This window comes from Rahnella sp. BCC 1045, assembly GCF_019049615.1.
Taxonomy (GTDB): Bacteria; Pseudomonadota; Gammaproteobacteria; order Enterobacterales; family Enterobacteriaceae; genus Rahnella; species Rahnella contaminans.
In genome coordinates, this window is record NZ_JAFMOZ010000144.1 from 97,395 (window position 1) to 120,967 (window position 23,573).

Below are 23,573 nucleotides of genomic sequence, written 5' to 3' on the forward strand. Positions count from 1 at the left end.
GCTCCTTACTTCTGATTAATGCTTGCTCAGCCAGACGTCGTAGGCGTTTTCCGGCATCTGTTTGAACGGTCTGAAACCCACGCCGTGAACGTAAGACGCCGCCGCAATCTGGTCTTCCGGCTCGTAAAGCGGGATCGCCAGCGCCTGCTGCAATACGGCAAAGTTTTGCAACTGGCTGTAGAAGGTTTTACGTTCTGCGTTATCCAGCGTTTGCGACGCGCCTTTCAGCAGCGGAATGATTTCCGGTGCATCGGTGCGGCTGTAGTTGATCGAACCACCGGCATTGACCGGCAGGTAATGGTTCTCGATATCGATGCCGTCGGTGTCGGTATTGGAGTTGGCAATTGAGCCAAACTGACCGGATTTTCTGACTTCGGTATAGGTCCCGGAATCGACGTAACGGATTTTCAGATCCACGCCCAGCCGTTGCCGTGCCTGTGCCTGCAAGGCCTGCAACAGGACGTCACGCTGGTCACGCACGGTGGCCTGTGCCTGAATAATTTCGATGCTCAGTGGCTTGCCGTCTTTGGTGCGGATGCCGTCAGCGCCTTTGGTTTTCCAGCCTGCTTCGTCCAGAAGCTGGTTCGCCAGCGCCGGATTATTGCCGTATTTGCCGGTCAGGCTGGCGTCATACAAGGGATCAACCGGCGACGTAATGCCCCAGACGCGCGTGCGTTCGCCGCGATAAATCGATTGAAGGATCGGAGAAATATCCAGCCCCTGTAAAATCGCCTGTCGTACTTTCACTTCCTGCGTCGGGCCATATTGCACATTCAGGAACAGCGAATACGGCGTGCCGGTGTTCAGCGCGTGCTGATAGCTGAAATCCGCGTTGTCCTTGAATTCGCCCGCATCGTTGCCGGACACGCCTTCAATGACATCCACCTGACCGGAAAGCAGCGCGCCGGTGCGAACGGAAGATTCCGGCAGGAAACGGTACGTGACGCTTTCGAGATACGCCGGGCCCTGATGTTTCGCATTCGACGACGCCCAGTGGTAATCCGGGTTGCGCACATATTCAATCTGCTGGCCTTTCTCATAACGCTTAAGAATGAACGGGCCGGTGCCTGCGATATCTGTGCCACCGGCTTTCAGTTGCGGCGATGTCCACGACGACGGTGAGATCAGTTTCAGGCCGGAAGCAAAAGAGAGGAACGGGCTGTAAACCTGCTTCAGCGTGAGGGTAACCGTGTGCTCGTCCGGTGTGGCGATGGTGTCGATTCGCCCGGCCAGCGCACAAATACTCGAACCCGCGCAATACGCCGGATCCTGTGCATGTCGGAAGTTTTCTGCCACGGCGGTGGACGTCAGTTTTTCCCCGTTGGAAAACTTCACGTCATCGCGCAGGGTAAAGGTGTAAGTTTTGCCATCACCGGAAACGTGATAACCGGTCGCCAGCCACGGGATATACGCGCCGTCCGGCGTGCGCGCCAGCAGTGATTCATAGGCAACGCGCAGGATAAGCTCGGCTTTGGATTGCCCGTTTAACTGCGGATTCAGCGTATTGGGCTCGGTTTCGACGCCCCACGTCAGGCTTCCGCCTTGCTGAGGTTGTTCAGCGGCATACAGCGACTGCCCGGAAGAAAGCACCAGAAGTGTTAAAGCAGAAAGAGAACGCACACCAGCAAAAGATTTCATACATTTCCCGTCAGGTCATTAATCATGAATTATTCGAATAAGCGCATAAATAATAAGGATGCCGCGCTATTAACCGGCGGCTGAAAGGAATTATTAAGGGCAGGTTACTAAGTTGTAAAATCACAATATTTGCTTATCAGCGAAAATAAATGACTTAGCGAAAAATTATTTTTTTGATCAACCAGGGAATAATCAGCAAAATCCGGCTTATCCATATTCAGGATTATGAAATGCTTTTTTCTTCGTGGCTTAATCACCTCTGTTCTCTATTTTTAACGCAGGTTTATCTTTCCCGTTAAAGGAGATCAGTTTGACCAGTTCATCCCGCAGACGTTTAAAAACCCTGGCCGGAGCAGGGAGCGCGATCTACGCCTCTGATGATCCGCGCCCGGATACCGGTATTTCCCGTGCTGTTACGCTGGCTAAAAAAGCGGAGAAAGAGAAATTCACTGCGCTTTTCACCGCCGATTTATTGCAGGCGGATCCCGACGGGCTTTCCGGTTCAACCGGCAGTCAGGATCCGATTGTCACACTCGCCGCGCTCAGCCAGGTGACGTCACAAATCGGGCTGATCGCCACCGTTTCAACCACTTATCAGCACCCGTACAATCTGGCGCGACTGATTGGTACGCTTGATCACGTCAGCGGTGGGCGGGCGGGCTGGAACGCCGTGACGTCCTCGGTGGGTGAGGAAAACTTTGGTGACATTCAGCTCCCCGCGCCGGAAGTGCGTTACGCCCGCGCGACGGAATTTATTCAGGTCATCAATGCCTTATTTGACGCCAATCAGCCGGACGCGGTGACGCGCAATAAGAACGGTTCGGTGAAAATTGACCCGCGTAAACTGCACCCGATTAATCATCACGGGGATTTTTTCCGCGTACAGGGCCCGCTGAATGTACCGCCGCCGCCACAGCGCAGGCCGGTACAATTTCAGGCCGGGCAATCCGAAGAAGGCCTGAAACTCGGTGCGAAATACGCCGAAGTGATCTACACCTCGCAGCCGACGCTGGAAGATGCCAAAGCCTTTGTTGAGCGCGTGCATCATCACGCCGATGCGTCTGGCCGCCGCGAAAACCGGCCACTGATCATGAACTCGTTCCATTCGATCATCGGCGAAAGCCCGTCAGACGTGGCGCGCCGTCTGTTCGAAAAGCACGAGCGGATTGATTATCAGCAGGGGCGGCTCAAAGTCGCGGATATGTTGGGCGGCGAAATAGACCTGCGCGATTCCCCGCTGGATCAGCCGATCCCGCTGCGGTTACTGCCGGACGTCGAACAGGTCAACCGCCGTCGCGGGCGTGCGGAAATCTTCAAACGTTTCGCCTTACAGGGGCTGACGCTGCGCGAACTGATCATCCAGGCACAGGAAACCGGCCACTGGTTTGTCGCCGGAACGCCGGAATCGCTGGCGGACGCCATAGAAGAGCGCTACCGCGCGGGTGTGCTGGATGTGATTTCATTACATGGATTGGGTCAGGCGGATCAGGAGGATTTACTGTTGAACGGGTTATTGCCGGAGTTGCGGAAACGGGAGCTAATCGACCGCGATTACAACGGGGGGGATTTTCGGGCAAATCTTGGTTTGCCCGGACCGCTTTAAAATCGGATTTTTACTTGCAGTGAGGGCTGACAGTTGATCGTTGATCGAGAAGATTTCGGTTTTTCACTTGCAGTGTGAGGCTGTCGAGAGATCGAGAAAGTTTCGGTTTTTCACTTGCAGTGTGACTATGTCGAAAGATCGAGAAAGTTTCGGTTTTTCAATAACTGTGATTACTTAACTCACAGCGCCGAAACCGACCAAGAGAGGGAAGTGCTTTCCCTCTCTTGCATCTCTCCCCGCTTTTTCAACAAGCGCTATCGCTCGCTGGCACTGTTTCAGGTGCTGCAACTATTGCCGCGAAAACTTGCCGCTGCGCGGTTCCCTTTCTCGGTTTCGAGCCATAGGTCTCGAAACACTTCGTTCGGCAAGCTTTCTGAAAGCGGCCATGGGCTATGTAATATAGCAAGCTTACTGAAAGCGGCCAGAAGCATAATTAAATTCAACGGCATTCTCTTTTCTTACTTAAATTCTAGTCGAAACGTCTGTTCATTTTATAAATCACAATCAGCGGTAAGGTTGCGAACTAGAAAATTTGTGGCCGCTTTCAAAACGACGTCGAGTAAGGAGTGAGAAACAGCGAGAGTGTTTTTTCGAGCAGGTTCGAACCCGAGGCGAGAGAACCGCGCAGCGGCGGCGTTTGCGGCACTAGCCGGAGTTACTGGAACTTAGCCAGCGAGCGGAGCGCGCAGTAAAAAAGACGCGCAGATTCCAAAGAGGGCGCGTCATAGCCCTCTTTGGTCGGTTTCGGCGTCAGCCGCTGAGTGATCACTGCAATTGAAAAACCGAAATCTTCTCGATCAATTTATTGCCCCTCACTGCAAGTGAAAAACCGAAATCTTCTCGATCAATTTACTACCCCTCACTGCAAGTGAAAAACCGCCTTTTGCTGCGGTCTCAGCAAAAATTTAAACCGTCAGTGCACCGGAATGCACAACCTCAGCAAACTGATTCTCCGGCTCCCGTAACCCCAGATTCCCGCGAAGCGTCCCTTCTTCGTACTCGGTACGATACAACCCGCGTGCCTGTAAAATTGGAATGACGGAGTCAGTGAAGTCATCAAACGCCGTCGGCGTGCCACCGCGAACGATAAACCCGTCCGTTGCTCCTGATGTAAACCAGTGCTCCAGCCCGTCGGCAACGTGTTCGGCGGTGCCGAAAAATGTCGGGCGCGGCGTGGCCGCTTCCAGCGCGGTTTGCCGTAATGTCAGTCCGCGCTCTTTCGCATTGCGTTTGATCTCATCGGTAGTACTGCGGAAACTGTTCTGGCCTAAATCGCCGATGTCCGGGAACGGCGCATCCGGGTCGTACTGCGCGAAATCATGATGCTCAAAGTAACGGCCCAGATAATCCAGCGCGCTTTCCAGCGTCACCAGTTGCGCGGTTTCCTGATATTTACGCTCGGCATCCGTGACGGTGTCACCGATAATGACGCTGATGCCCTGAAAGACGCGGATGTCGTCGGCGTCGCGGCCATTTTTGACCAGCTGACGGCGGACATCTTCGCGGAATTCGCGTGCCAGCTCCGGCGTTTCCTGACGGGTGTAAATCGCGTCGGCAGCTTCAGCGGCAAACGCTTTTCCCTGTTCGGAAGCACCGGCCTGGAAGACGACCGGACGCCCCTGCGGAGAACGCCCCACGTTCAGCGGGCCCTGTACCGAGAAATATTTGCCGTGGTGATTAAGCGTATGCAGTTTGTCCGGCGCAAAGAACTGGCCGGTGGCTTTGTTGCGTACAAACGCGTCCTTTTCCCAGGAATCCCATAAGCCTTTGACCACGCTGACGTATTCGCTGGCAATGCGGTAACGCTCGTCGTGTTCCGGGTGTTTGTCGCGTGAGAAGTTTTTGGCAGAACCTTCCAGCGGAGAAGTCACGACGTTCCAGCCTGCGCGGCCGCCGCTGAGATGATCGATGCTGGCGAACTGACGCGCGACGGTGAACGGCTCGCTGTACGATGTGGAAAGCGTGGCGACCAGTCCGATTTTTTGTGTCACCAGCGACAACGCTGAAAGCAACGTAATCGGTTCAAAACGGTTAAGAAAATGCGGAATCGATTTCTCAGTAATAAACAAACCGTCAGCCACAAATAAGAAATCAAATTTTGCCTGTTCGGCTTTTTGCGCTAATTGCTGGCAGAACTGAATATTAATACTGGCGTCGGCAATGGCATCCGGATGCCGCCATGCGGACATATTTCCCGACGCACCCTGAATAATAGCGCCAAGACGTATCTTTTGTTTTTGAGTCATTTTCTTTCCCTTTCATGGACGGCTCTTGGAAATAGAACATTGATGAATTAAATAGCGTTGATACGCGATCACACCAGCGTGCGTAATTCCGCGATGGAGCGCACCAGCGGAGCCTGTTCCTGCGCGTCGAAAGCCTGCTGAATCAGCACTTTTCGCAGATAAACCAGCTCGACGCCCAGCGGATTAGTCGCGGTATGAAACGGCTCGTAACCCCGGCGCTGATACAAATCCGTCAGCCACGGGTGTTTGATGGCTGTCGCCAGATACACGGCGGGGGATTTCAGCGTGTCGCGCAAAAAGGTTTCTTCGACATAACGGATAATCTCGCTGCCAAAACCTTGCCCTTTGGCATGTTCCGCCACGGCAAACCAGTGAACAAAAGGCCAGGGCGCGAGATGATTTTTCGCCGGTGTCCACAGAAAACGGGTCGTCAGCGTGGCCGTCAGTTCGCCGTCTTTTTCCAGTACATAAGTGGTTTCATTGCGGATCACATCCCGCACATCCTCCACACTGGCGCGGGTGATAGTGAAATGGATGCCGTGTTCGAGCAGTGGTTCATAGGCTTTTTGCAGCAGCGAATGCAGCGCCGCGGCTTCAGATTCCTGGGCAAGGCGGATCAGATGGCTCATGTTCGGTTCCTTATGCCAGCGCCATGCTGGACGCGGCTAACAGTTCGAGTGAACGCAGGCGCGCCTGTGGCTGTGCGACCGGTGTGTCGATAATGAATTCTTCCACGCCGTAACGGGCCTGCAACGCTTCTAACTGGCGGTGAACGTCCTCGCCGGTGCCGTGCAGCACGTCAGACTGGCGTTCTTCAATCTGATGCGACGCTGCGCCGGATTGCCGGATATACGTTTCCGCCTGTTCGAGACTGCCGACATTTACGCTCTGGCCGTCGCTGCCGGTCACACGGTAACGCTGGGTGTTATCCACCAGACGCGCGGCCTGAGCGGCGGTGTCGGCGACAATCACCGGCACGGCGAGCAGGGCGCGTCGCCCGTTGCTGTCGTAGGAATAAGCGGAAAGGGCGCTGGAAATATCGCGTTCGTCGGCATTAAGGTGCGCCGCAAAAACAAATTCCCAGCCGAGACTGGCTGCCAGCCGGGCGCTTTGTTCGCTCGCGCCAAGCAGAAAGCGCGATGCCGACTGCGGCGGTTGTGGCGTGGCCGAAAGGGAATCCACGCCGCGCCCGCGAACCGGCACTGAAAGCCAGTCATCGAGCTGACGCAGCTGATCCGCAAACTCGCCTTTGCGCGCCGGATCGACAGCGTATTGCAGCGCGTGAGTAGAAAGGGGCAATCCGCCCGGCGCTTTGCCGATACCGATATCGACACGACCGGGCGCGAGTGACGCCAGCTGATTAAAATTCTCGGCGACTTTATACGGGCTGTAATGTTGCAGCATCACGCCCCCTGAGCCGACCCGCAGTTTTTGCGTATGCGCGAGGATCCAGGCGATGACAATTTCCGGCGAGGAGATCGCGAGTTTGTCGGTGTTGTGATGTTCCGCCAGCCAGAACCGGTGATAGCCCCAGCGTTCCGTCAGCTTCGCCAGTTCCAGCGTCCGGCGCAGCGCCCCGGCGGCATCCTCATGTTCATCCAGCGGACTTTTTTCCAGCAAACTTATGCGGTATCCCATCGTTTTCCCTTGTAATCGCAACACATCATTAACAACGATTATTAAAGTCAGGGGGAAGGGATGTAAAAGAACAATAGTAGCTATGGAGTTGCGGAAATTGGAAAACCTGTGGGTTCGCCGCCCGTAAGGGGTTTACGTCAGGTTCAGGTTCAACGTCGTTTTGAAAGCGGCAAGATTTCGCGGCAATAGCTGTGGCACCTGAAACAGTGCCAGCCAGCGGCAGCGCGCTTAACGCGCTCTCTGGACCAGTTTGGGCGGCGAGCCCAAGGTTTTAAAGTTTTGTCGCTACAACCCAAGGTGTGAATTAGCCACGCGCCCGCGTAATAACCATTCCCATATTTGTGAAATCCTTATCTCATTTTCTCATTTGTCACCAAAAGGTATATACCCGCAAAATCAGTTCTATCGGCAGGTCGGGCGTTAATTCAGATATGAAATATAAACAGCAATGACCTTGTCGCTTTTACCACATTATATTTGTGGTTTTTCACAGGTATTACACCAGGAAAAAGGTCCCGTCATGACATTATCCAAGTTATTGCTCCCGCTGCTGATTGCCGGGAATTTATCGACTGCATGGGCAGCCGGGCAAATTGTTCCGTCTGCTACCACTTTCCATGTATCCGCCGATGAATCGCTGAAAAGTAAACTGCCAGCCGATATTGCCAAACGCGGATATATTGTCGCGGGCACCAACCCGAATACCCCGCCAACCACGTTTTTCCAGGAAGACAATAAAACCCTCGCGGGCCGCGAAATTGACGTGATGAATGCCGTTGCGGCACGTCTGGGCGTGGAAGTGCGCTGGCAGGATACCGGCGGTTTCGACAACATTATTCCCGGGCTGAAATCAGGCCGCTATGACGTGGCGCTTTCCAATATCAACGCCACCAAAAAACGCCTCGAGCAGGTCGATTTTGTCAGCTATTACGATGCGTCGCGTCTGGGCGTGATCTCCCGCAAAGACGCCAATATCGCGCCGTTTACGTCTTTTGATGCCGTTTGCGGGCAGGAAATCGGTGCCGGTGCGGGCACGACGCAAATCGGACGTCTCGAAGCGGCCAGCAAAACCTGTACGGATGCAGGCAAACAGCCAATCAAAATTGCCGTTTTCCCGGACCGTCCGTCAGGCGTGCAGGCCGTGGTCAGTGGTCGCGTGCCGATGTTCTTTGGCCCGTATGAAGGCCTGACGTATCAGGTCAGCCAGGTGAAACCGCTGGCGCTCTCCGGCACCATTCATGTGGATGACGCACCGGTTTCGGTTGCGTTCCCGAAACAATCTGCGCTGGAAGAGGCCGTTCAGGCATCGCTTAACTCGCTGATTAAAGACGGGACTTATCAGAAGATCCTCGATAAATGGTCGATTGGCTTTGGCGCAGTGAAAGAATCCAAGCGTAATGAAGAGATTTTCGGATGAGCACTGAAACACACGGTCAGCAGCCGGAAGAGCTGCGGATCGTCGGTAAGAAATACATCGGGCGCTGGATAAGCGCCCTGATCGTCGTTCTGGTGCTGGGCGCTGCCGCCCATTCAATGCTCAACAACCCGCGTTTTGAATGGTCAGTGATTGCAGAAAACTTCACCGGTCCGTCGATTTTGCAGGGTGTTTTGATGACGTTGCAGCTGACTGCCATTTCGGTGATTTTCGGCTTTGCCGGTGGCACCGTGCTGGCGCTGATGCGGTTATCGTCCAATCCGGTGCTGGTCGCCGTGAGCTGGGGATATACCTGGTTTTTCCGCGGCGTGCCGATGCTGGTTCAGCTGTTTCTCTGGTACAACATTGCCGCCCTGTATCCCACCATTTCGTTTTCACTGCCCTGGGTAGGGGAAATCTGGAGTGCGTCGGCCAACTCATTAATCAGCCCGTTCAGCGCCGCCGTGATTGCGCTGGTGATGCACCAGTCGGCCTATGCCGCTGAGATTATCCGTGCGGGGATCCAGAGCGTGGGCACCGGCCAGATTGAAGCCGCGCGTGCCCTCGGTTACCGGCCTGCTTCCATATTCCGCCATACCGTGTTGCCGCAGGCGATGCGGGCGATTCTGCCACCCGCCGGTAATGAAGTGATCGGTCAGCTGAAAACCACTGCGGTGGTGTCGGTGATTTCACTGCAAGACGTGCTGTTTTCCGCGCAGATTATTTATCAGCGCACGTATGAAGTGATCCCGTTATTGCTGGTCGCGACGCTGTGGTATCTGGTGCTGACGTCGCTGCTTTCGGTGATTCAGTATTACGTCGAGCGTCATTTCAGCCGCAGCAGTTTGCGCAAGGTGAAGCGTAAATCTAAACCGCGTGACGAGACGCCGCGGGCGGTGAATACCGGCCTGAATGCAGGAGAAACCAGCCATGGGTGAGGCGATTGAGTTTCGGAAAGTCACCAAACGTTTTTCAGGAAACACCATTCTCGACGAAATCAGCCTGGATATTCCGGCGGGTTCGGTGACGGTGATTTTAGGGCCATCCGGTTCCGGGAAATCCACGTTGCTGCGCTGCATTAATCATCTGGAAAAACTCGACGGCGGCACCATCCGTATCGGTGGCGAACTGGTCGGCTACCGGCAAAAAGGCAATGCGCTTTATGAACTGAGCAGCGGGAAAATCGCCGCTCAGCGCAGCCGTACCGGTATGGTGTTTCAGCAATTTAATCTGTTCCCGCACCGCACGGTGCTGCAAAACATTACCGATGCGCCGCTGCGCGTGAAGAAACAAAACCGCCAGCAGGTGCTGACCAAAGCCCGTGCACTGTTGCAGCAGGTGGGGTTAGCCAGCCGCGAAGATGACTGGCCGCAGCAGCTTTCCGGTGGGCAGCAGCAGCGCGTGGCGATTGCCCGTGCGCTGGCGATGGATCCGGAAGTGATGCTGTTTGATGAACCGACATCGGCGCTCGATCCCGAACTGGTGGGCGAAGTGTTGCAGGTCATCAAAAAGCTGGCGCATTCGGGGATCACCATGGTGATCGTGACGCACGAAATTGGCTTTGCGCGTGAAGTCGCCGATAACGTGATCTTTATGGAAGGCGGAAAAATCGTGGCGTCGGGGCCGGTGAAAGCCGTGCTGGATGAAGCGGAGAACGTCCGTGTCCGCAATTTCCTGTCTACCGTATTGTAGAGTCTGCTCTGAAAAGTAAATCACACAGCTGCGGCAAACTGTCGCGGCTTTCCAGCCTGCTCAGTGCCACAATATTGGCCCGCTGTGCTTCCGTCATATCCGGTAAACAGGCGCGCAACTTCCCCGGTAAATCGAACGCAATCGCCAGACTTTGCTGACGCGTAAAGCGTTTTTGCCGCGTTTCTCCGTTGCGTAAAAATACCGTAACCTGATGAAAACGCGCAGCCGGGTTGAGCTCATCCGGCGGGGCGCTAAGATCCGGATGACGCGTGACACGGGCGGCCAGCGCGGCAATTTCGGCATCCGGCGGGTTTTCTGAGAAATCCTGTATCAGCAAAGCGTCGCGCAGCAGGCTGGCGGCAATTACGTATTCCAGGCTGAAACGTGCCTCGATACCGTTCGACGGCTCGCGCACTGACGCTGCAATATCACCGCCCGGCGGGAAAGACACTTCAATCCGCTCCACCGCATTTATCAGGTCGCTGAGCGGATCCCCCTGTTGCAGCCAGTCCTGGCGGATTGCCCGTGCGGCATCGGCGGCGCTGTGCGTGCCGCCACAGGTCGGATACGGTTTGAATTCCAGCCCCGGTGAGACGATACGCCACGGCGCGCCCCAGCTTTCGGTGAGTTTTTCCGGCTGCTGCTGACCGGCGCAGTAAGCAGTGAAAAAGCTGTCGAGCACGTTTTCTGACTGACCGTGAAAACCGGCCAGCGTCAGCAGGGTGGCCGTGACCGCAATTTGCGCCGCCAGCCCGGCGTGCAGCGGTTTAACCGCGCTGCCAAACTGCGCGCGTAAACCGCCCGCCTGCGTAGCCGCCGTCCCCAGAATAAGGGCCGTTTCCGGTTCGCTGGCGCCGGCCAGCCGCGCACAGGCCGCCGCCGCGGCAATCGTGCCGAGCGTGGCGGTATTGTGGAAACCCAGTTTGTAATGCTGCGAACCGGCGGCCAGCCCGAGGCGACCGGCGGTTTCCACGCCCGTCACCCAGGCATTGAGAAACTGCTCGCCGCTGATGTCTGGGCGCCCGGCCGCCAGCGCCAGCAAAGCAGGCAAAATCACCACGCCGGGATGACCGCGAAAGTCCGGGTGAAAATCATCGAAATCCAGCGCATGTCCGGCGTAACCCAGTAACACGGCGCGCGTCTGTGCATCGTCTGCACGGTAAACCTGTTGCAAACTTTTCAGCCCGGAATCGCCGGCTTCGCCGCGCACAACGGGCAGGGTGACGGCCAGAAAATCGAGCAATCCTTCGCGGGCATTTTCACGCGCTTCGGCGGAGGGACGCGCACTGACAATAAGCTTTGCCAGCGATGAAGTCAGTGTCATGTGTTTTTCCTGTTTCAGGCCTGCGGGCTGAGATGTTCAAGGGCGTTAACGGCCAGCTGCGCGAGATAATGTGCGGTCGGGAAGAGCGCGCGGTCATCGACGCGAAATTCCGGGTGGTGCAGTGCGAACGGGCCGCCGGAGCCGATCATCAGGAATGCGCCGGGCAGTTTTTGCTGATAGAAGGCGAAATCTTCGCCAATCGGGCTGGCTTCCACGCGACGCGCTTCAAAGCCCGAACCGGCGGCCTGCGCCAGTGCAAAATCCACCCATTCAGCGGTATTCACCACCGACGGCGGGCCGGGCTGCCAGTCGAGTTCAATTTGCGTATCAAAGGCACCGGCGATGCCTTTGAGCACCTGACGTAAACGGCGTTCAATAAGCTCGCGGGTGTCCTGATTAAACGAACGCACCGTGCCTTCGAGCCAGGCAGAATCGGGGATCACGTTCCACGTACTTCCGCTGTGAACCTGCGTGACGGACACCACCGCGTTGTGATCTGACGGCACGTTGCGCGCAATCAACGTCTGCAATGCGCCGATGATTTGCCCGGCAATAATAATCGGGTCATTGCCTTCATGCGGGCGGGCGGCGTGACTGCCGGTGCCTGAAATGGTGATGGCAAAACGGTCGACGCCCGCGGTGAGTGCGCCGTCTTTGCTGCCGATAATGCCGACCGGCAACGTCGGGTCGTTGTGAATACCAAAGATGACGGCGGCGTCGTCGAGCGCGCCGGTTTCAATCAGCGCGGGTGCGCCGTGGCCGGTTTCTTCTGCTGCCTGGAATAAAATGCGCACGGTGCCGGCAAGCGTTTCCTCGCGTTCTTTGAGCAAAATCGCCGCGCCGAGCGCCGCCGAAGTGTGGAAATCATGGCCGCAGGCGTGCATGACGCCGGGGTTTTCCGAGGTGTATTCCACGCCCGATTTTTCTTCGATCGGCAGGGCGTCGATATCCGAACGTAACACCACCCGCTTACCGGCTTTCTGGCCGCCAATTTCGGCCACCAGACCGGTTTTCAGCGGCAGATTCAGAACGCGGATCTGATGACTTTCCAGCACGGCTTTGATGCGCGCCGTGGTCTCGAACTCCTGATTGGAAAGCTCAGGATGGCGGTGCATGTTATGGCGAAAATCCTCAATGAATTTCGCCAGCGCCTGATGTTCCTGACCGGTATTCAACATGTAAAACTCCTTAAGCGGGCTGACGCGCCAGCCATCCGGCATGGCGTTCTTCGTCGAGGATCTTTTTCAGATACAGCGTGATATGGCCTTTGCCGAGGTCTCTTTCGAAGACCGGCTGAAAACCCAGTTTGATATACATTTCGCGCAGCCACGGATGGCTGGTAGCGGTGCCAAGCGAATACGCCGGGGCTTTGAGTTCGCCGATAAGAATGTGGTCTTCCAGCCATTCCAGCAGCCGTTTACCGAGATTCTGGCCTGTGTATTCCGGGTGCGTGCCGAACCAGCCAATATGCGGCAGACCCATCGGGCCCGGCAGGGTGCCCCACGGGAAACGCAAAGTGACCGAGGCTGCCATGCGCTGACCGTCAAACAGGCCAAATACCGCATGTTCATCGAGATGTTTCGTCACCCGCGCCAGATCGGCGGTGGCCGCATCAAACTGAATGCCGAGGGCTTTAATCGGGGCGTATGCGGCCAGCATCAGCGACAGATATTCGTGCCTGTCGTCTGAACTGAGCCGCCGGAAATGTGGGGTCATATCGCAGGTTTCTCCGGGGATGATAAATGACCGGACTGTTCGGCGAAGCGGATCACGTCATCCACTTTTTGCGGCGCACAGCCGATGTAATTTGCCGGATCCAGCCAGTGGTCCAGATCTTCTTCTGAGATGCTGGCGGCCAGAACCGGGTGTGCTAAAAGCACGGTTTTAAAAGATAGACGGTTCTCGAACGCCTGCATAGCGCACTCGTAAACCAGATGATGCGCCGTCTGTTTGCCGAGTTTTTTACCGGCTTCAAACATGACCTTTTCCGACAGCAGCAGGCCGTCCTGCATCTGCAAATTCGCCAGCATGCGGGCTTTATTGACCGTCAGGCCGGATAAAATAGCGCGGGCATTTTGCAGCTGGGCAGAAAGGTAAATCGAGATTTCCGGCAGGGCGATCCACTCCGCGCGCCAGCTCATGGCATCGCGTTCGTGCTCGACGTGCATCGACTGATAAATCAGCGACGCGCTGTGTAAAAGCGGGGCGGTCAGGCTGGCTAAGCCTTCGATGGCGGCCGGGTTACGTTTATGCGGCATGGTGGTCGAGCCGATTTTCCCCGCGCTGAACGGTTCTTCGACTTCATTAATTTCGGTGCGCATCAGGTTATAAAGTTCGTTGCCGATTTTGCCCAGCGTGCCGCTGATGAGCACCGCCGTGCTGGCGTATTCGGAAAAACGGTCGCGCGCTGCCTGCCAGCCGATATTCGGCGTATTCAGGTTCAGGCGTGCCAGCGTGCGGCGTTCGACTTCCGGGCCTGCTTCGCCGAGCGCGGCATATGTGCTGATCGCGCCGCTGAGATTGCCGGTCAGCAGACGCGGCGTGATGGCCTGAAGGCGGTCGAGATGGCGGATAAATTCATCCAGCCAGACGGCGACTTTAAAGCCGAACGTGGTCGGCAGCGCCTGCATTCCGTGGGTGCGGCCCGCCATCAGGGTGTACTGATGCTCACGCGCCAGATTTTTCAGCACGTCCGCCAGCGCGGTGGCGTCACGCACGATCACTTTCATTGTCCGGGCGAGCTGTAAAACCGTGGCGGTATCGACGATATCCTGCGTGGTCGCGCCGTAATGAATGTATTCCCCGGCCTCGCCGCACTGTTTTTGCAGCGCCGTCAGCACCGGCATCAGGGAATGTTTCATCTGCGCACCGGACGCGGCGATGTCGTCAATATTCAGCTGGCTGGGGTCGGCCAGTTCCGCTATCGACAGTGCTGCCTGTTGCGGGATCACCCCGAGCTCACCTTCGGCTAATGCCAGCGCCACTTCGACATTTATTTGCTGCGTCAGACGATTTTTCTCTGACCAGATTTCCCGCATTTCCGGTGTGCCAAAATTATTGCCAAGTAAAAGAAAATCAATCGGATGTGAGGCCATAATAATCTCTGTTTTTCTGAGGGTTAATTAATGAGTTTGGCAAAAACAATAATAAATACCGGGATAATACCGTTGCCGATATTTCTGTTTTTGTTTATTAAATTAACCCTTTATAGCGCTATCATTTCTTTGATCCAGCACAGGATGCAAGGGGTTTTGATGCTATAGCTAAAATTCATCTATTCTATTGCGAATTAGTGAATAAGGATCCGCAATCAGAACTTTGTTTATTATTTCAATTCTCGTACGATGTTTATATAACGACTTAATATATTCAATATCCGAATTCCTGTTTATTACGGGCAGGCAGTTTATTCAATTACTGACCAGAGAATAGGGCATCATCGTGTTCGCTATAAAATCACCGCAAACCTATCACCATCAGCCGGGGCTGCGTGCCCGCACCGGCGAACTTCTTGCCGTTCACTCGAATGAAATCGCCATTATCACCAGCCCGAAAGCCTGGCAGGCGGTGAATCCGCAGCTGGAAAACAGCCTGCGTGAGGCGGGGATCCGCTGGCAGGTGAATTTCCTGACCACCGGATGCACCGATGCCGCGATTGAAACGCATCTCAACGCCGTACGGGCGCAAAACGCCACGCTGGTGCTGGGTATCGGCGGCGGACGCGTGCTGGACTGCGCGAAAGCCATTGCGAATCTGATTGATGACATTGTGCTGGTGACGCTGCCGACGGTGGCCGCCACCTGCGCCGCCTGGTCGCCGGTCAGCATTATTTACAACGCGCACGGCGGGCACGTCCGCAGTCAGCCGTTATCGCGTATGCCGCTGATGGTGCTGGTCGACAGCGAAGTCATCGCGCAAAACGACGTCCGTTATCTGAAAGCGGGCATCGTGGACGCACTGGCGAAGTGGTACGAATTCCGGCCGTATAAACAGAAAAGCGACGACAGCCTGGCGCTGAATCTCAAAATTCAGGCGGCAAAACTGGCGGTGGAAACCTTTGAGAAATACGGGGCGCAGGCGGTGCTTGATAACGCCCGCCATGAAGTGACACCGGCGCTGATAAAAGTGATCGACGCCAATATCGCGGCGGCGGGCATGGCAAACAGCATGCGCGATGAAACGCCTGCACCGGGCGTGGCGCACGCCATTCACAACCGTTTTACCCATCAGCCTGAACTGCACGACTGGCTGCACGGCGAGAAGGTCGGTCTCGGCCTGCTGGTGCAGTCGCTGATGGAAAGTGACAACGGTGAACCGGAGCCGGAACTGCTGGCGCTGCTGCGGCAGTACGATGCGCCGCTGGCGCTGCCGGAATTCAACGGTAACCGCGATGAAATCCTTTCAACTATTGCCCGTGAAGTGAAGTTCTCCGCCGAAAACGCGGCGCGCCTGCCGTTTTCCATGGCCGCTGAACACATCGAAAAAGCCCTGCGGGCGACAGAAAATCAACATTATTCTTAGGAACATTTCATGACTTCTTCTTCAGAAAACACCAGAAAGCTGCGCCTCGGCCTGTTTGTTCAACCGCTCGGGCATCACGTCAGCGGCTGGCGTTTAACCGGACAGCTCGGTTCGCCCACGGACGTTGAATGGCTGACGTGGATCGCCAAAAAAGCCGAAGAAGGCAAGTTCGATATGTTTTTCATCGGTGACGCGCTGGCGACCAGCGTTTACCGCCTGCCTTCTACTATGGCGCGCCTCGAGCCGCTGACGTTGCTGGCGGCGCTGGCAGTGCAGACCCGTCATATCGGGCTGGCGGCAACGGCCTCTACCACGTTTACCGATCCGTTTAATCTGGCGCGCAGCTTTTCGTCGCTGGATCACATCAGTCATGGCCGTGCGGCGTGGAACGTGGTGACATCGTTTTCCACCGACGTGGCGCGCAATTTCAGTCGTGAAGATATGCCGATGCACGCCGAGCGTTACGCCGTCGCGCACGAGTTTCTCGACGTGGCGTTTAAGCTGTGGGAAGGCTGGCAGGAAGGCGCCGTCGCGCCGGACAAAGACAGCGGCCAGTATTTCGTGAATGAAAAAATTCAGCCGGTTAATCATCGCGGGAAATATTTCCAGGTGCAGGGGCCGCTGAATATCACCCGTTCACCGCAGGGACGTCCGGTGATTATCGAGGCCGGTTCTTCCGCTGACGGCCAGAAGCTGGCGGCCGCCACCGCCGAAGTGGTGTTTACCGCCGCCGCGACGCTGGAAGAAGCGCAGACGTTTTACCGTTCGCAGAAACAGCAGGTGAAAGACGCAGGGCGCAATCCGGATCATGTGCTGATCCTGCCCGGTGTGATGCCGATCGTGGGGCGCACGCGGGAAGAAGCGCGTGAAACCTGGCGTGAACTCAACTCGCTGGTGGATATCGATAACGGCATTCGTCAGCTTTCGACCCGCTTTAATATGGATCTCAGCCAGTTCCCGCTCGACGGCCCGGTGCCGGATGTGCCTGCCGGAGAAGGCAATCAGAGCCGTGTGAAACTGCTGACCGATCTGGCCTACCGCGAAAATCTGACCCTGCGTGAACTGGCCGCGATTGCTGCCGGTTCACGCGGACACCGCGTGCTGGTGGGAACCGCCGAAGATATCGCCGATGATTTCCAGCACTGGCTGGAGCTGGGCGGCGCGGACGGTTTCAATATTATGCCGGCCATCATGCCGGAGCAGCTTTCGCTGTTTGTCGAGCGGGTGATCCCGGAATTACGCCGTCGCGGGTTGTTCCGCGAAGAGTATGAATTCAGCACATTGCGCGAAAACCTGGGTTTGCCCGCGCTCTGATATAAGGATAACGGTATGACGATTTCGTTGTCACAGCGCGTGCAACGCGTTTCGCTTTCGGCCAACGCGGCGGCAAAGCAGCGCACTAATGATCTGAAAAAGGCCGGTGTCGATATTCTGGATCTCACCACCGGTGAACCGGATTTCGATACGCCGGAGCACATCAAGCAGGCGGCGTATGAGGCGATTGCACGCGGGGAGACCAAATACACGCCAACGCCCGGGATACGTGCACTGCGAGAGGCGGTGCAGCGAAAATTGCAGCAGGAAAACCGCCTGGAATTTGGCATTGATAATCTGATGATTGCCAACGGCGCGAAGCAGGTCATTTTCAACGCGTTTGCGGCGACGTTAAACGACGGCGATGAAGTGATTGTGCCGGTGCCGTACTGGCCGACGTTCCCGGACAGCGTGCGTTTTAACGGCGGCACGCCGGTGTTTGTGGAATGCCATCTGGAGCAGGGTTATAAACTTTCGCCGGAGCAACTGGCGGCCAGCATTACGCCGCGTACGCGCTGGCTGGTGCTCAATCATCCGGGGAATCCGAGCGGTGCGGTGTATTCAGCGCAAGAATTACAGGCGCTGGCCGTTGTGCTGCGTGCACATCCGCAGGTGCGGGTTATGCTCGATGATTTATACGAACACATTCTGTTTGATGGCCGCGAACACCGTAATTTGCTGAACGTGGCAGGCGATTTTCAGGCGCGCAGTTTGCTGGTCGGTGGCGTGTCTAAAACCTACGCCATGACCGGCTGGCGTATCGGTTTCGGTGCCGGGCCAAAAGATCTGATCACCGCGATGACCGTGGTGCAGTCGCAAATCAGTTCGGGCGCGAGTTCTGTCAGCCAGGCCGCGGCGCTGGCGGCGTACACCGGCGGGCTGGATTTCCTCGCGCCACAGGTGGCGGCCTATCAGCAGCGGCGCGATGACATCACGGGCATCCTTTCCGGCGTTGACGGGCTGGAACTGATACAGCCGCAGGGCGGTTTCTTCGTCTTCTGCCGCTGTGCGGGGCTGATCGGGCGTTACCGCCCTGGCGGCGCGAAAATAGAAAACGAAGCCGATGTGATGGACTATCTGCTGGAAAACGGCGTCTCCGGTGTGGGGGGCAGTGCGTACGGCTTGTCGCCATACTTCCGGCTGTCGATTGCCACAGACAACGCCACGGTGATTGAGGCCGGGCGGCGTATTGCGGCAGCGTGCGGACGGTTAAGCCCGGTGCTTTAGCCCGGTAAACCTGTGGGTTGGTGCCCGTACGGGGGTTTACGTCAAGTTCAAGGTCGTGGGCGTCGGCCCACACCGACTTGGGGGCGGCATATCGCCGCCGCCCCCAAGACCCCCGGGCTCTTTCACTGCGCGCTATCGCTGGCTGGCCATGTTTCAGCCGCCACCGTTATTGCCGCGAAAACTTGCCGCTGCGCGGTACCTTCATTTCGGTCTTCGAGCCTTTCGGTCTCGAAACACTCATTCAGCAAGCTTTCTGAAAGCGGCTGGAGGCTTTTCAATTCAAAATCAGCCTGCATAAATCTTCCGAATTACATAGCCTCTGGCCGCTTTCAAAACGACGTTGAGTGAGTGGTGAGAAACGGCGAGAGTCTGTTTTCGAGCAGGTTCGAGCCCGAAGCGAAAGTACCGCGCAGCGGCGACGTTTGCGGCAATAGCCGGAGTTGCTGAAACATACTTTACAAGCGATAGCGCGCAGTTAAAAAGACGCGGAGATTCAAAAGAGGGGCCGTCTGGCCTCTCTTTTGTCGGTTTCGGCGCAGTGAGTTAAGTGATCACCGCAATTGAGAAACCGAAATTTTCTCGATCCCGCCATCAATGCAATTGAAAACCGAAACTTTCTCGATCCCGCCATCAATGCAATTGAAAAAAACCACATTTCATAAAAGCGTCACTTAACCCCGCTAGGTTATGCCCATCACCGGTCAGAGACGGGCAACGGACATGAGTTATTTATCACTCCATCACATACACAAAACCTGGGGCAATAAAGTTGCGCTCAATGACATCAGTTTTGATGTGGAAGAGGGCGAATTTATTGCGCTGCTGGGCCCTTCCGGCTGCGGAAAATCCACCATGCTGCGCACGATTGCCGGGCTGGAATCGGCCGACAGCGGAGCGATTTATTTCCAGCAATCCGACGTCACCGCGCTGACGCCGTCGCAACGTAAGTTGTCGATGGTGTTTCAGTCTTATGCCTTATTTCCACACATGAGCGTGCGGGAAAATCTGCTGTTCGGGCTGCGGGCGCGTGGCGAAGATAAGCGGCAATTTGCTTCGCGGCTGGCGGATGTCAGCCGGCTGATGGAGCTGGAGCCGCTGCTGGACAGATTGCCTGCGCAGCTTTCCGGCGGTCAGCAACAGCGCGTAGCGCTCGGGCGGGCGGTGATCGCCAATAACCGGCTGTGCCTGATGGATGAGCCACTGTCCAATCTCGACGCCAAACTGCGCCAGAGTATGCGTCGCGAAATCCGGGCGATTCAGAAAAAACTCGGTCTGACGATGGTGTACGTCACCCACGATCAGACCGAAGCGATGAGCATGGCGGACAAAATCATTCTGCTAAACGACGGGCGCATCGAACAGCACGACACGCCGGACAATCTCTACAACAACCCGGAAAGCATTTTTGCGGCGCAATTTATCGGTGCGCCGCCGATGAATATCCTGCCGCTGACGCGTCGTGGTGAACATCATTATCTCGCCACTATGCCGGTTCCGGTGGTGGAAATGCCGGGTGTCCCCTCGCTCAGCCTGGGGCTGCGCGCCGAAGATATTCAGCTGACCGACGCCACGCAGGCCGGGCTGACGGCGCAGGTGATCAGCCACGAATATATGGGTGCCGATACGCTGGTGGTATGTTCCATCGCCGGTGCCGCAGAGCCGCTGACCGTAAAAGTGGCCGGTATGAAACGTTTTGCCGAGGGCCAGCCGGTCGGGCTGCAATGGCTGTCCAGCGCACAATATTTTTTCTTCACGACGGGCGGAAAGCGCTGTTATGACGCGGAGGAATTTTGTTTGCCCTCCGGCCAGAGAGTCGCCGTCTGACGGCCATTTATAGTCGTGAATTCATTTTTCTACACTTACAACAACACTTGCCGAAGGGAAAATCATGTCACTTGTTCATCGTTTTTCACGCCTTGCTACCGCTGTTTTGCTGATCACCGGAACCTCTGCTTTTGCGTCGGAGCCGGTGAAATTGCAGATGTACTACCCGATTGCCGTGGGCGGAAAAATCAGCCATACGGTCGACACGCTGGTGGAAGATTTTCAGAAAACGCACCCGGATATCAGTATTCAACCGGTGTATACCGGGGATTATGCAACGACGGTAACGAAAGCGCTGACGGCGTTTCGCGGAGGCAACGCGCCGCAAATGGCGGTGATCGGTGACATTGAGGCCTATTCACTGATTGATGCGGGCGCGATCGTGCCGGTGAGCGATCTCGCTAATGACGCGGAAGGGAAAAAGTGGATCGACGGCTTCTATCCGGCCTTTATCCGTCACATTCAGGACAAAGTCTGGAGCATTCCGTTCCAGCGTTCGACGGTGGTGTTGTACTGGAATAAACAGGCGTTTGAGAAAGCGGGTCTGAACGGCGACACACCTCCGGCCAACTGGCAGCAGGTGGTGGATTTCGGTAAGAAACTGGTGGTGCGTGACGGCAACGACGTCAAACAGTGGGGCATCGAAATCCCTTCTACGCCAAACGGTTACTGGAATTTCCAGGGCATCGCCGCCACTAACGGCAGCCATCTGGATAACGGCAAAGGCACCGCCGTCACGTTTGACACGCCAGCCAACGTGGAAGCGCTGCAATGGCTGACGGATCTGGCGCAGAAAGACGCGGTTTCCCCGAAAGGCGCGATTGCCTGGGGCACCACGCCGCAGGATTTCATCGACGGCAAAACGGCCATGATGGTGACCACCACCGGTAACCTGACGACGGTGCGTGACAACGCCAAATTCCCGTTCGGCGTAGCGATGTTGCCGGAGAAAACCCAGCGCGGCAGCCCGACCGGCGGCGGCAATCTGTATGTGTTCAAAAACGCGACGCCTGAGCAGCAGAAAGCGGCGATGGAGTTTATCCGCTGGGTTTCCGCCCCGGAACAGGCGGCGCGCTGGAGCATCGCGACCGGTTATGTTGCGACGTCGCCTGCCGCGTGGGAAACGCCGGTGATGCAGGATTACGTGAAACAGGTTCCGCAGGCGCTGGTGGCGCGTGAGCAGCTGAAATATTCACAGCCGGAACTCTCGACGTACAACAGCGTGCAGATTCAGGAGCTGATGAACCATGCGATTGAAGCGGCGGTGACGCAGGCGAAAACGCCAGCCGACGCGCTCAGTTCTGCACAAAAACAGGCGGACCGTCTGTTGAAACCGTATCAGTAAGGCTCGCGGATGAGCATTCCTCACAGCACGCTTCACGCTGTTGCACCGGCAGCCCGCACACGCGGGTTGTCTTTGCAGATTTACGGCTATCTGCTGATTTTGCCCGCGCTCGGTTTTTTGCTGCTGTTTACCCATTATCCGGCGCTGGCAACGATTTGGGAAAGCGTATTCAGCGCAGCACGCAACGGGCATCCGGCGCAGTTTGTCGGGCTGGATAACTACCGTGCGCTGCTTGATGACGACACCTTTATGTTGTCGCTGCGCAACAACCTGCTTTATGCGGTGATCACCATTCCGCTGTCGGTCGCGCTCGCGCTGATGATGGCGCTGGCGGTCAACCGCCGTTTGCGCGGTAACGCGATGGTCCGCGCAGCGTTTTTCATTCCTTCTTTATTACCGATGGTGGCGATCGCCAACCTCTGGCTGTTTTTCTATACGCCGCAACTCGGGTTGCTTAACAAACTGATGGCGCTGTTTTCGCTGCCCGCCGTTAACTGGCTCGGTGAACCGGGCACCGCGCTTTACAGCCTGATGGTGGTTTCCGTCTGGCGCGAAGCCGGGTTCTTTATGATTTTTTATCTCGCGGCGTTGCAGCAAATCGATCCGCGTCTGGCTGAGGCGGCCGAAATAGAAGGGGCGTCGCGCCGCTACTTTTTCCGCCGCGTGCAGTGGCCGCTGCTGATGCCGACCACGCTGTTTATTCTGATCAATGCGTCGATGAACGCCTTCCGCATCGTGGATCAGGTGATTGCGATGACCAACGGCGGGCCGAATAACAGCACCAGTCTGCTGCTGTTCTATATCTACCGCACCGCGTTCAGCTACTGGGATTTGCCGTACGCCTCGGCGATGACCGTGGTGTTGCTGGCGATTCTTGCCACGATTGCGCTGATCAAATTCAATCTGCTGGATAAAAGGACGCACTATCAATGAGCAGCCTGACGATGACGTTAACGCCGGTGCGGACGTTTTCCGCAGGCCGCCTGTGCCTGAATATTGCCATCTGGCTGGCGGCGTTTTTGTGGTTTTTGCCGGTGCTGGTGTCGGTCTGGGTCGCGATTCATCCGGCATCTGAACAGGGGAGTTTTTCCCTGTTTGCACCGCTGACGTTGCAGAATTTTATCAACGCCTGGCAAGCCGCGCCGTTCGGGCGCTATTTTCTCAATACCACGCTGCTGGTGCTGATGATTGTGGTGTGCCAGCTGATTTTAGCGACGCTGGCTGCCTACGCGCTGGTACGGTTTAAACTTAAAGGCGCGGGGATCATTTTTGCGCTGGTGCTGTTGCAACTGATGATCAGCCCCGACGTTCTGATCCTCAACAACTACAAAACGATCGGCGCGTTCGGCCTGCGCGATAGCCTCCTCGGGATAGCGCTGCCGTATTTCGCCTCGGCGTTTGCCATTTTCCTGTTGCGCCAGACGTTCCGCAGCATTCCGCTGGTGCTCGAAGAAGCCGCGATTGTGGAAGGGGCCAGCCGTTTTTACATTCTGCGCAAAATCTATATCCCGCTGGCGAAACCGGTGTACGTGGCGTTTGCGCTGGTGTCGGTAAGCTTTCACTGGAACGATTTCCTCTGGCCGCTGGTCATTACCGATTCCGTAAAAGTGCGGCCGATTACCGTCGGGCTTCAGCTGTTTTCCGCGCCGGAACAGGGCGTGCAGTGGGCGCTGATCGGCGCGGCAACGCTGATGACGGTGCTGCCGTTATTGGCCTTATTCCTTATTTTTCAACGTCAGTTCGTTCAATCCTTCATGCGGGCTGGGATTCGTTAAGAACAACCGGAG

The 23,573-nt window shown here is 56.3% G+C and carries 20 protein-coding genes; 11 read left to right on the forward strand and 9 right to left on the reverse strand.

Annotation, left to right across the window (positions count from 1 at the left end):
- Positions 1-15 precede the first annotated feature (15 nt).
- Entirely contained in the window at positions 16-1,638 is a 1,623-nt protein-coding gene (locus J1782_RS24600) for an ABC transporter substrate-binding protein (protein WP_165057344.1), read from the reverse strand.
- Between the two features lie 310 nt (positions 1,639-1,948).
- Between J1782_RS24600 and J1782_RS24605 the strand changes: the two genes are divergently transcribed.
- Positions 1,949-3,241 (forward strand): NtaA/DmoA family FMN-dependent monooxygenase, encoded by a 1,293-nt coding sequence (locus J1782_RS24605; RefSeq protein WP_152326089.1) that lies wholly within the window; start codon positions 1,949-1,951, stop codon positions 3,239-3,241.
- A gap of 905 nt (positions 3,242-4,146) precedes the next feature.
- On the opposite strand, the gene J1782_RS24610 is transcribed toward J1782_RS24605, so the two are convergent.
- From J1782_RS24610 to J1782_RS24620, 3 genes are all read right to left on the reverse strand, one after another.
- The gene (locus tag J1782_RS24610; protein WP_217154091.1) at positions 4,147-5,487 is read right to left on the reverse strand and encodes an LLM class flavin-dependent oxidoreductase; all 1,341 of its coding nucleotides are present in this window, start codon (positions 5,485-5,487) and stop codon (positions 4,147-4,149) included.
- Positions 5,488-5,555: 68 nt separating this feature from the next.
- On the reverse strand, positions 5,556-6,116 hold the full coding sequence (locus J1782_RS24615; protein ID WP_152326091.1) for a GNAT family N-acetyltransferase: 561 nt from the start codon (positions 6,114-6,116) through the stop codon (positions 5,556-5,558).
- Between the two features lie 10 nt (positions 6,117-6,126).
- Positions 6,127-7,125 (reverse strand): LLM class flavin-dependent oxidoreductase, encoded by a 999-nt coding sequence (locus tag J1782_RS24620; protein WP_217154092.1) that lies wholly within the window; start codon positions 7,123-7,125, stop codon positions 6,127-6,129.
- A gap of 520 nt (positions 7,126-7,645) precedes the next feature.
- Between J1782_RS24620 and J1782_RS24625 the strand changes: the two genes are divergently transcribed.
- Genes J1782_RS24625 through J1782_RS24635 form a run of 3 tightly spaced genes read left to right on the forward strand, consistent with a single transcriptional unit; the run spans position 7,646 to position 10,231 of the window.
- Entirely contained in the window at positions 7,646-8,542 is an 897-nt protein-coding gene (locus J1782_RS24625) for an ABC transporter substrate-binding protein (protein WP_217154093.1), read from the forward strand.
- The gene (locus J1782_RS24630) at positions 8,539-9,477 is read left to right on the forward strand and encodes an amino acid ABC transporter permease (RefSeq protein WP_228389045.1); all 939 of its coding nucleotides are present in this window, start codon (positions 8,539-8,541) and stop codon (positions 9,475-9,477) included. Before J1782_RS24625 ends, J1782_RS24630 begins: the two co-directional genes overlap by 4 nt.
- Positions 9,470-10,231, forward strand: coding sequence for an amino acid ABC transporter ATP-binding protein (locus J1782_RS24635; protein ID WP_152326094.1), 762 nt, complete (start codon positions 9,470-9,472; stop codon positions 10,229-10,231). The genes J1782_RS24630 and J1782_RS24635 overlap by 8 nt, the downstream gene beginning before the upstream one ends.
- Here J1782_RS24635 and J1782_RS24640 read toward each other — a convergent pair.
- Genes J1782_RS24640 through purB form a run of 4 tightly spaced genes read right to left on the reverse strand, consistent with a single transcriptional unit; the run spans position 10,218 to position 14,650 of the window.
- Entirely contained in the window at positions 10,218-11,555 is a 1,338-nt protein-coding gene (locus tag J1782_RS24640; RefSeq protein WP_217154094.1) for an MmgE/PrpD family protein, read from the reverse strand. The genes J1782_RS24635 and J1782_RS24640 overlap by 14 nt on opposite strands.
- 14 nt (positions 11,556-11,569) lie before the next feature.
- On the reverse strand, positions 11,570-12,733 hold the full coding sequence (locus tag J1782_RS24645; protein ID WP_152326096.1) for an amidohydrolase: 1,164 nt from the start codon (positions 12,731-12,733) through the stop codon (positions 11,570-11,572).
- A 10-nt stretch (positions 12,734-12,743) separates the two neighbouring features.
- Entirely contained in the window at positions 12,744-13,271 is a 528-nt protein-coding gene (locus J1782_RS24650) for a GNAT family N-acetyltransferase (protein WP_152326097.1), read from the reverse strand.
- Positions 13,268-14,650, reverse strand: a complete 1,383-nt coding sequence (gene purB / locus J1782_RS24655) for an adenylosuccinate lyase (protein WP_217154095.1) — start codon at positions 14,648-14,650, stop codon at positions 13,268-13,270. Before purB ends, J1782_RS24650 begins: the two co-directional genes overlap by 4 nt.
- 346 nt (positions 14,651-14,996) lie before the next feature.
- Here purB and J1782_RS24660 point away from each other — a divergent pair, with 346 nt between their 5' ends.
- Genes J1782_RS24660 through J1782_RS24670 form a run of 3 tightly spaced genes read left to right on the forward strand, consistent with a single transcriptional unit; the run spans position 14,997 to position 18,617 of the window.
- On the forward strand, positions 14,997-16,076 hold the full coding sequence (locus J1782_RS24660) for an iron-containing alcohol dehydrogenase family protein (protein ID WP_217154096.1): 1,080 nt from the start codon (positions 14,997-14,999) through the stop codon (positions 16,074-16,076).
- 9 nt (positions 16,077-16,085) lie between these two features.
- Positions 16,086-17,390: an LLM class flavin-dependent oxidoreductase gene (locus J1782_RS24665; protein WP_152326100.1), complete on the forward strand. Its 1,305-nt coding sequence runs from the start codon at positions 16,086-16,088 to the stop codon at positions 17,388-17,390.
- Between the two features lie 15 nt (positions 17,391-17,405).
- Entirely contained in the window at positions 17,406-18,617 is a 1,212-nt protein-coding gene (locus tag J1782_RS24670; protein ID WP_152326101.1) for an aminotransferase class I/II-fold pyridoxal phosphate-dependent enzyme, read from the forward strand.
- Positions 18,618-18,739: 122 nt separating this feature from the next.
- Here the strand turns inward: J1782_RS24670 and J1782_RS24675 are convergent, their stop codons facing one another.
- On the reverse strand, positions 18,740-18,913 hold the full coding sequence (locus tag J1782_RS24675; RefSeq protein ID WP_165057359.1) for a hypothetical protein: 174 nt from the start codon (positions 18,911-18,913) through the stop codon (positions 18,740-18,742).
- A gap of 424 nt (positions 18,914-19,337) precedes the next feature.
- On the opposite strand from J1782_RS24675, the gene J1782_RS24680 reads away from it, so the two are divergent.
- From J1782_RS24680 to J1782_RS24695, 4 genes are all read left to right on the forward strand, one after another.
- Positions 19,338-20,441, forward strand: coding sequence for an ABC transporter ATP-binding protein (locus tag J1782_RS24680; protein WP_217154097.1), 1,104 nt, complete (start codon positions 19,338-19,340; stop codon positions 20,439-20,441).
- Positions 20,442-20,505: 64 nt separating this feature from the next.
- Positions 20,506-21,786 (forward strand): ABC transporter substrate-binding protein, encoded by a 1,281-nt coding sequence (locus J1782_RS24685; protein WP_217154098.1) that lies wholly within the window; start codon positions 20,506-20,508, stop codon positions 21,784-21,786.
- A gap of 9 nt (positions 21,787-21,795) precedes the next feature.
- Positions 21,796-22,719, forward strand: a complete 924-nt coding sequence (locus tag J1782_RS24690) for a carbohydrate ABC transporter permease (protein WP_152326104.1) — start codon at positions 21,796-21,798, stop codon at positions 22,717-22,719.
- Positions 22,716-23,561 (forward strand): carbohydrate ABC transporter permease, encoded by an 846-nt coding sequence (locus tag J1782_RS24695; protein ID WP_193333125.1) that lies wholly within the window; start codon positions 22,716-22,718, stop codon positions 23,559-23,561. Before J1782_RS24690 ends, J1782_RS24695 begins: the two co-directional genes overlap by 4 nt.
- The last annotated feature ends 12 nt before the right edge of the window (positions 23,562-23,573 follow it).

Excerpts from the sequence above, each read along its gene's own strand:
- J1782_RS24615 (WP_152326091.1), bottom strand. The coding sequence starts at position 6,116 with ATGAGCCATCTGATCCGCCTTGCCCAGGAATCTGAAGCCGCGGCGCTG.
- J1782_RS24620 (WP_217154092.1), bottom strand. The coding sequence starts at position 7,125 with ATGGGATACCGCATAAGTTTGCTGGAAAAAAGTCCGCTGGATGAACAT.
- J1782_RS24690 (WP_152326104.1), top strand. The coding sequence starts at position 21,796 with ATGAGCATTCCTCACAGCACGCTTCACGCTGTTGCACCGGCAGCCCGC.
- J1782_RS24610 (WP_217154091.1), bottom strand. The coding sequence starts at position 5,487 with ATGACTCAAAAACAAAAGATACGTCTTGGCGCTATTATTCAGGGTGCG.
- J1782_RS24645 (WP_152326096.1), bottom strand. The coding sequence starts at position 12,733 with ATGTTGAATACCGGTCAGGAACATCAGGCGCTGGCGAAATTCATTGAG.
- J1782_RS24630 (WP_228389045.1), top strand. The coding sequence starts at position 8,539 with ATGAGCACTGAAACACACGGTCAGCAGCCGGAAGAGCTGCGGATCGTC.
- J1782_RS24680 (WP_217154097.1), top strand. The coding sequence starts at position 19,338 with ATGAGTTATTTATCACTCCATCACATACACAAAACCTGGGGCAATAAA.
- J1782_RS24670 (WP_152326101.1), top strand. The coding sequence starts at position 17,406 with ATGACGATTTCGTTGTCACAGCGCGTGCAACGCGTTTCGCTTTCGGCC.
- J1782_RS24675 (WP_165057359.1), bottom strand. The coding sequence starts at position 18,913 with ATGCAGGCTGATTTTGAATTGAAAAGCCTCCAGCCGCTTTCAGAAAGC.
- J1782_RS24685 (WP_217154098.1), top strand. The coding sequence starts at position 20,506 with ATGTCACTTGTTCATCGTTTTTCACGCCTTGCTACCGCTGTTTTGCTG.
- J1782_RS24625 (WP_217154093.1), top strand. The coding sequence starts at position 7,646 with ATGACATTATCCAAGTTATTGCTCCCGCTGCTGATTGCCGGGAATTTA.
- purB (WP_217154095.1), bottom strand. The coding sequence starts at position 14,650 with ATGGCCTCACATCCGATTGATTTTCTTTTACTTGGCAATAATTTTGGC.
- J1782_RS24600 (WP_165057344.1), bottom strand. The coding sequence starts at position 1,638 with ATGAAATCTTTTGCTGGTGTGCGTTCTCTTTCTGCTTTAACACTTCTG.
- J1782_RS24665 (WP_152326100.1), top strand. The coding sequence starts at position 16,086 with ATGACTTCTTCTTCAGAAAACACCAGAAAGCTGCGCCTCGGCCTGTTT.
- J1782_RS24635 (WP_152326094.1), top strand. The coding sequence starts at position 9,470 with ATGGGTGAGGCGATTGAGTTTCGGAAAGTCACCAAACGTTTTTCAGGA.
- J1782_RS24640 (WP_217154094.1), bottom strand. The coding sequence starts at position 11,555 with ATGACACTGACTTCATCGCTGGCAAAGCTTATTGTCAGTGCGCGTCCC.
- J1782_RS24650 (WP_152326097.1), bottom strand. The coding sequence starts at position 13,271 with ATGACCCCACATTTCCGGCGGCTCAGTTCAGACGACAGGCACGAATAT.
- J1782_RS24695 (WP_193333125.1), top strand. The coding sequence starts at position 22,716 with ATGAGCAGCCTGACGATGACGTTAACGCCGGTGCGGACGTTTTCCGCA.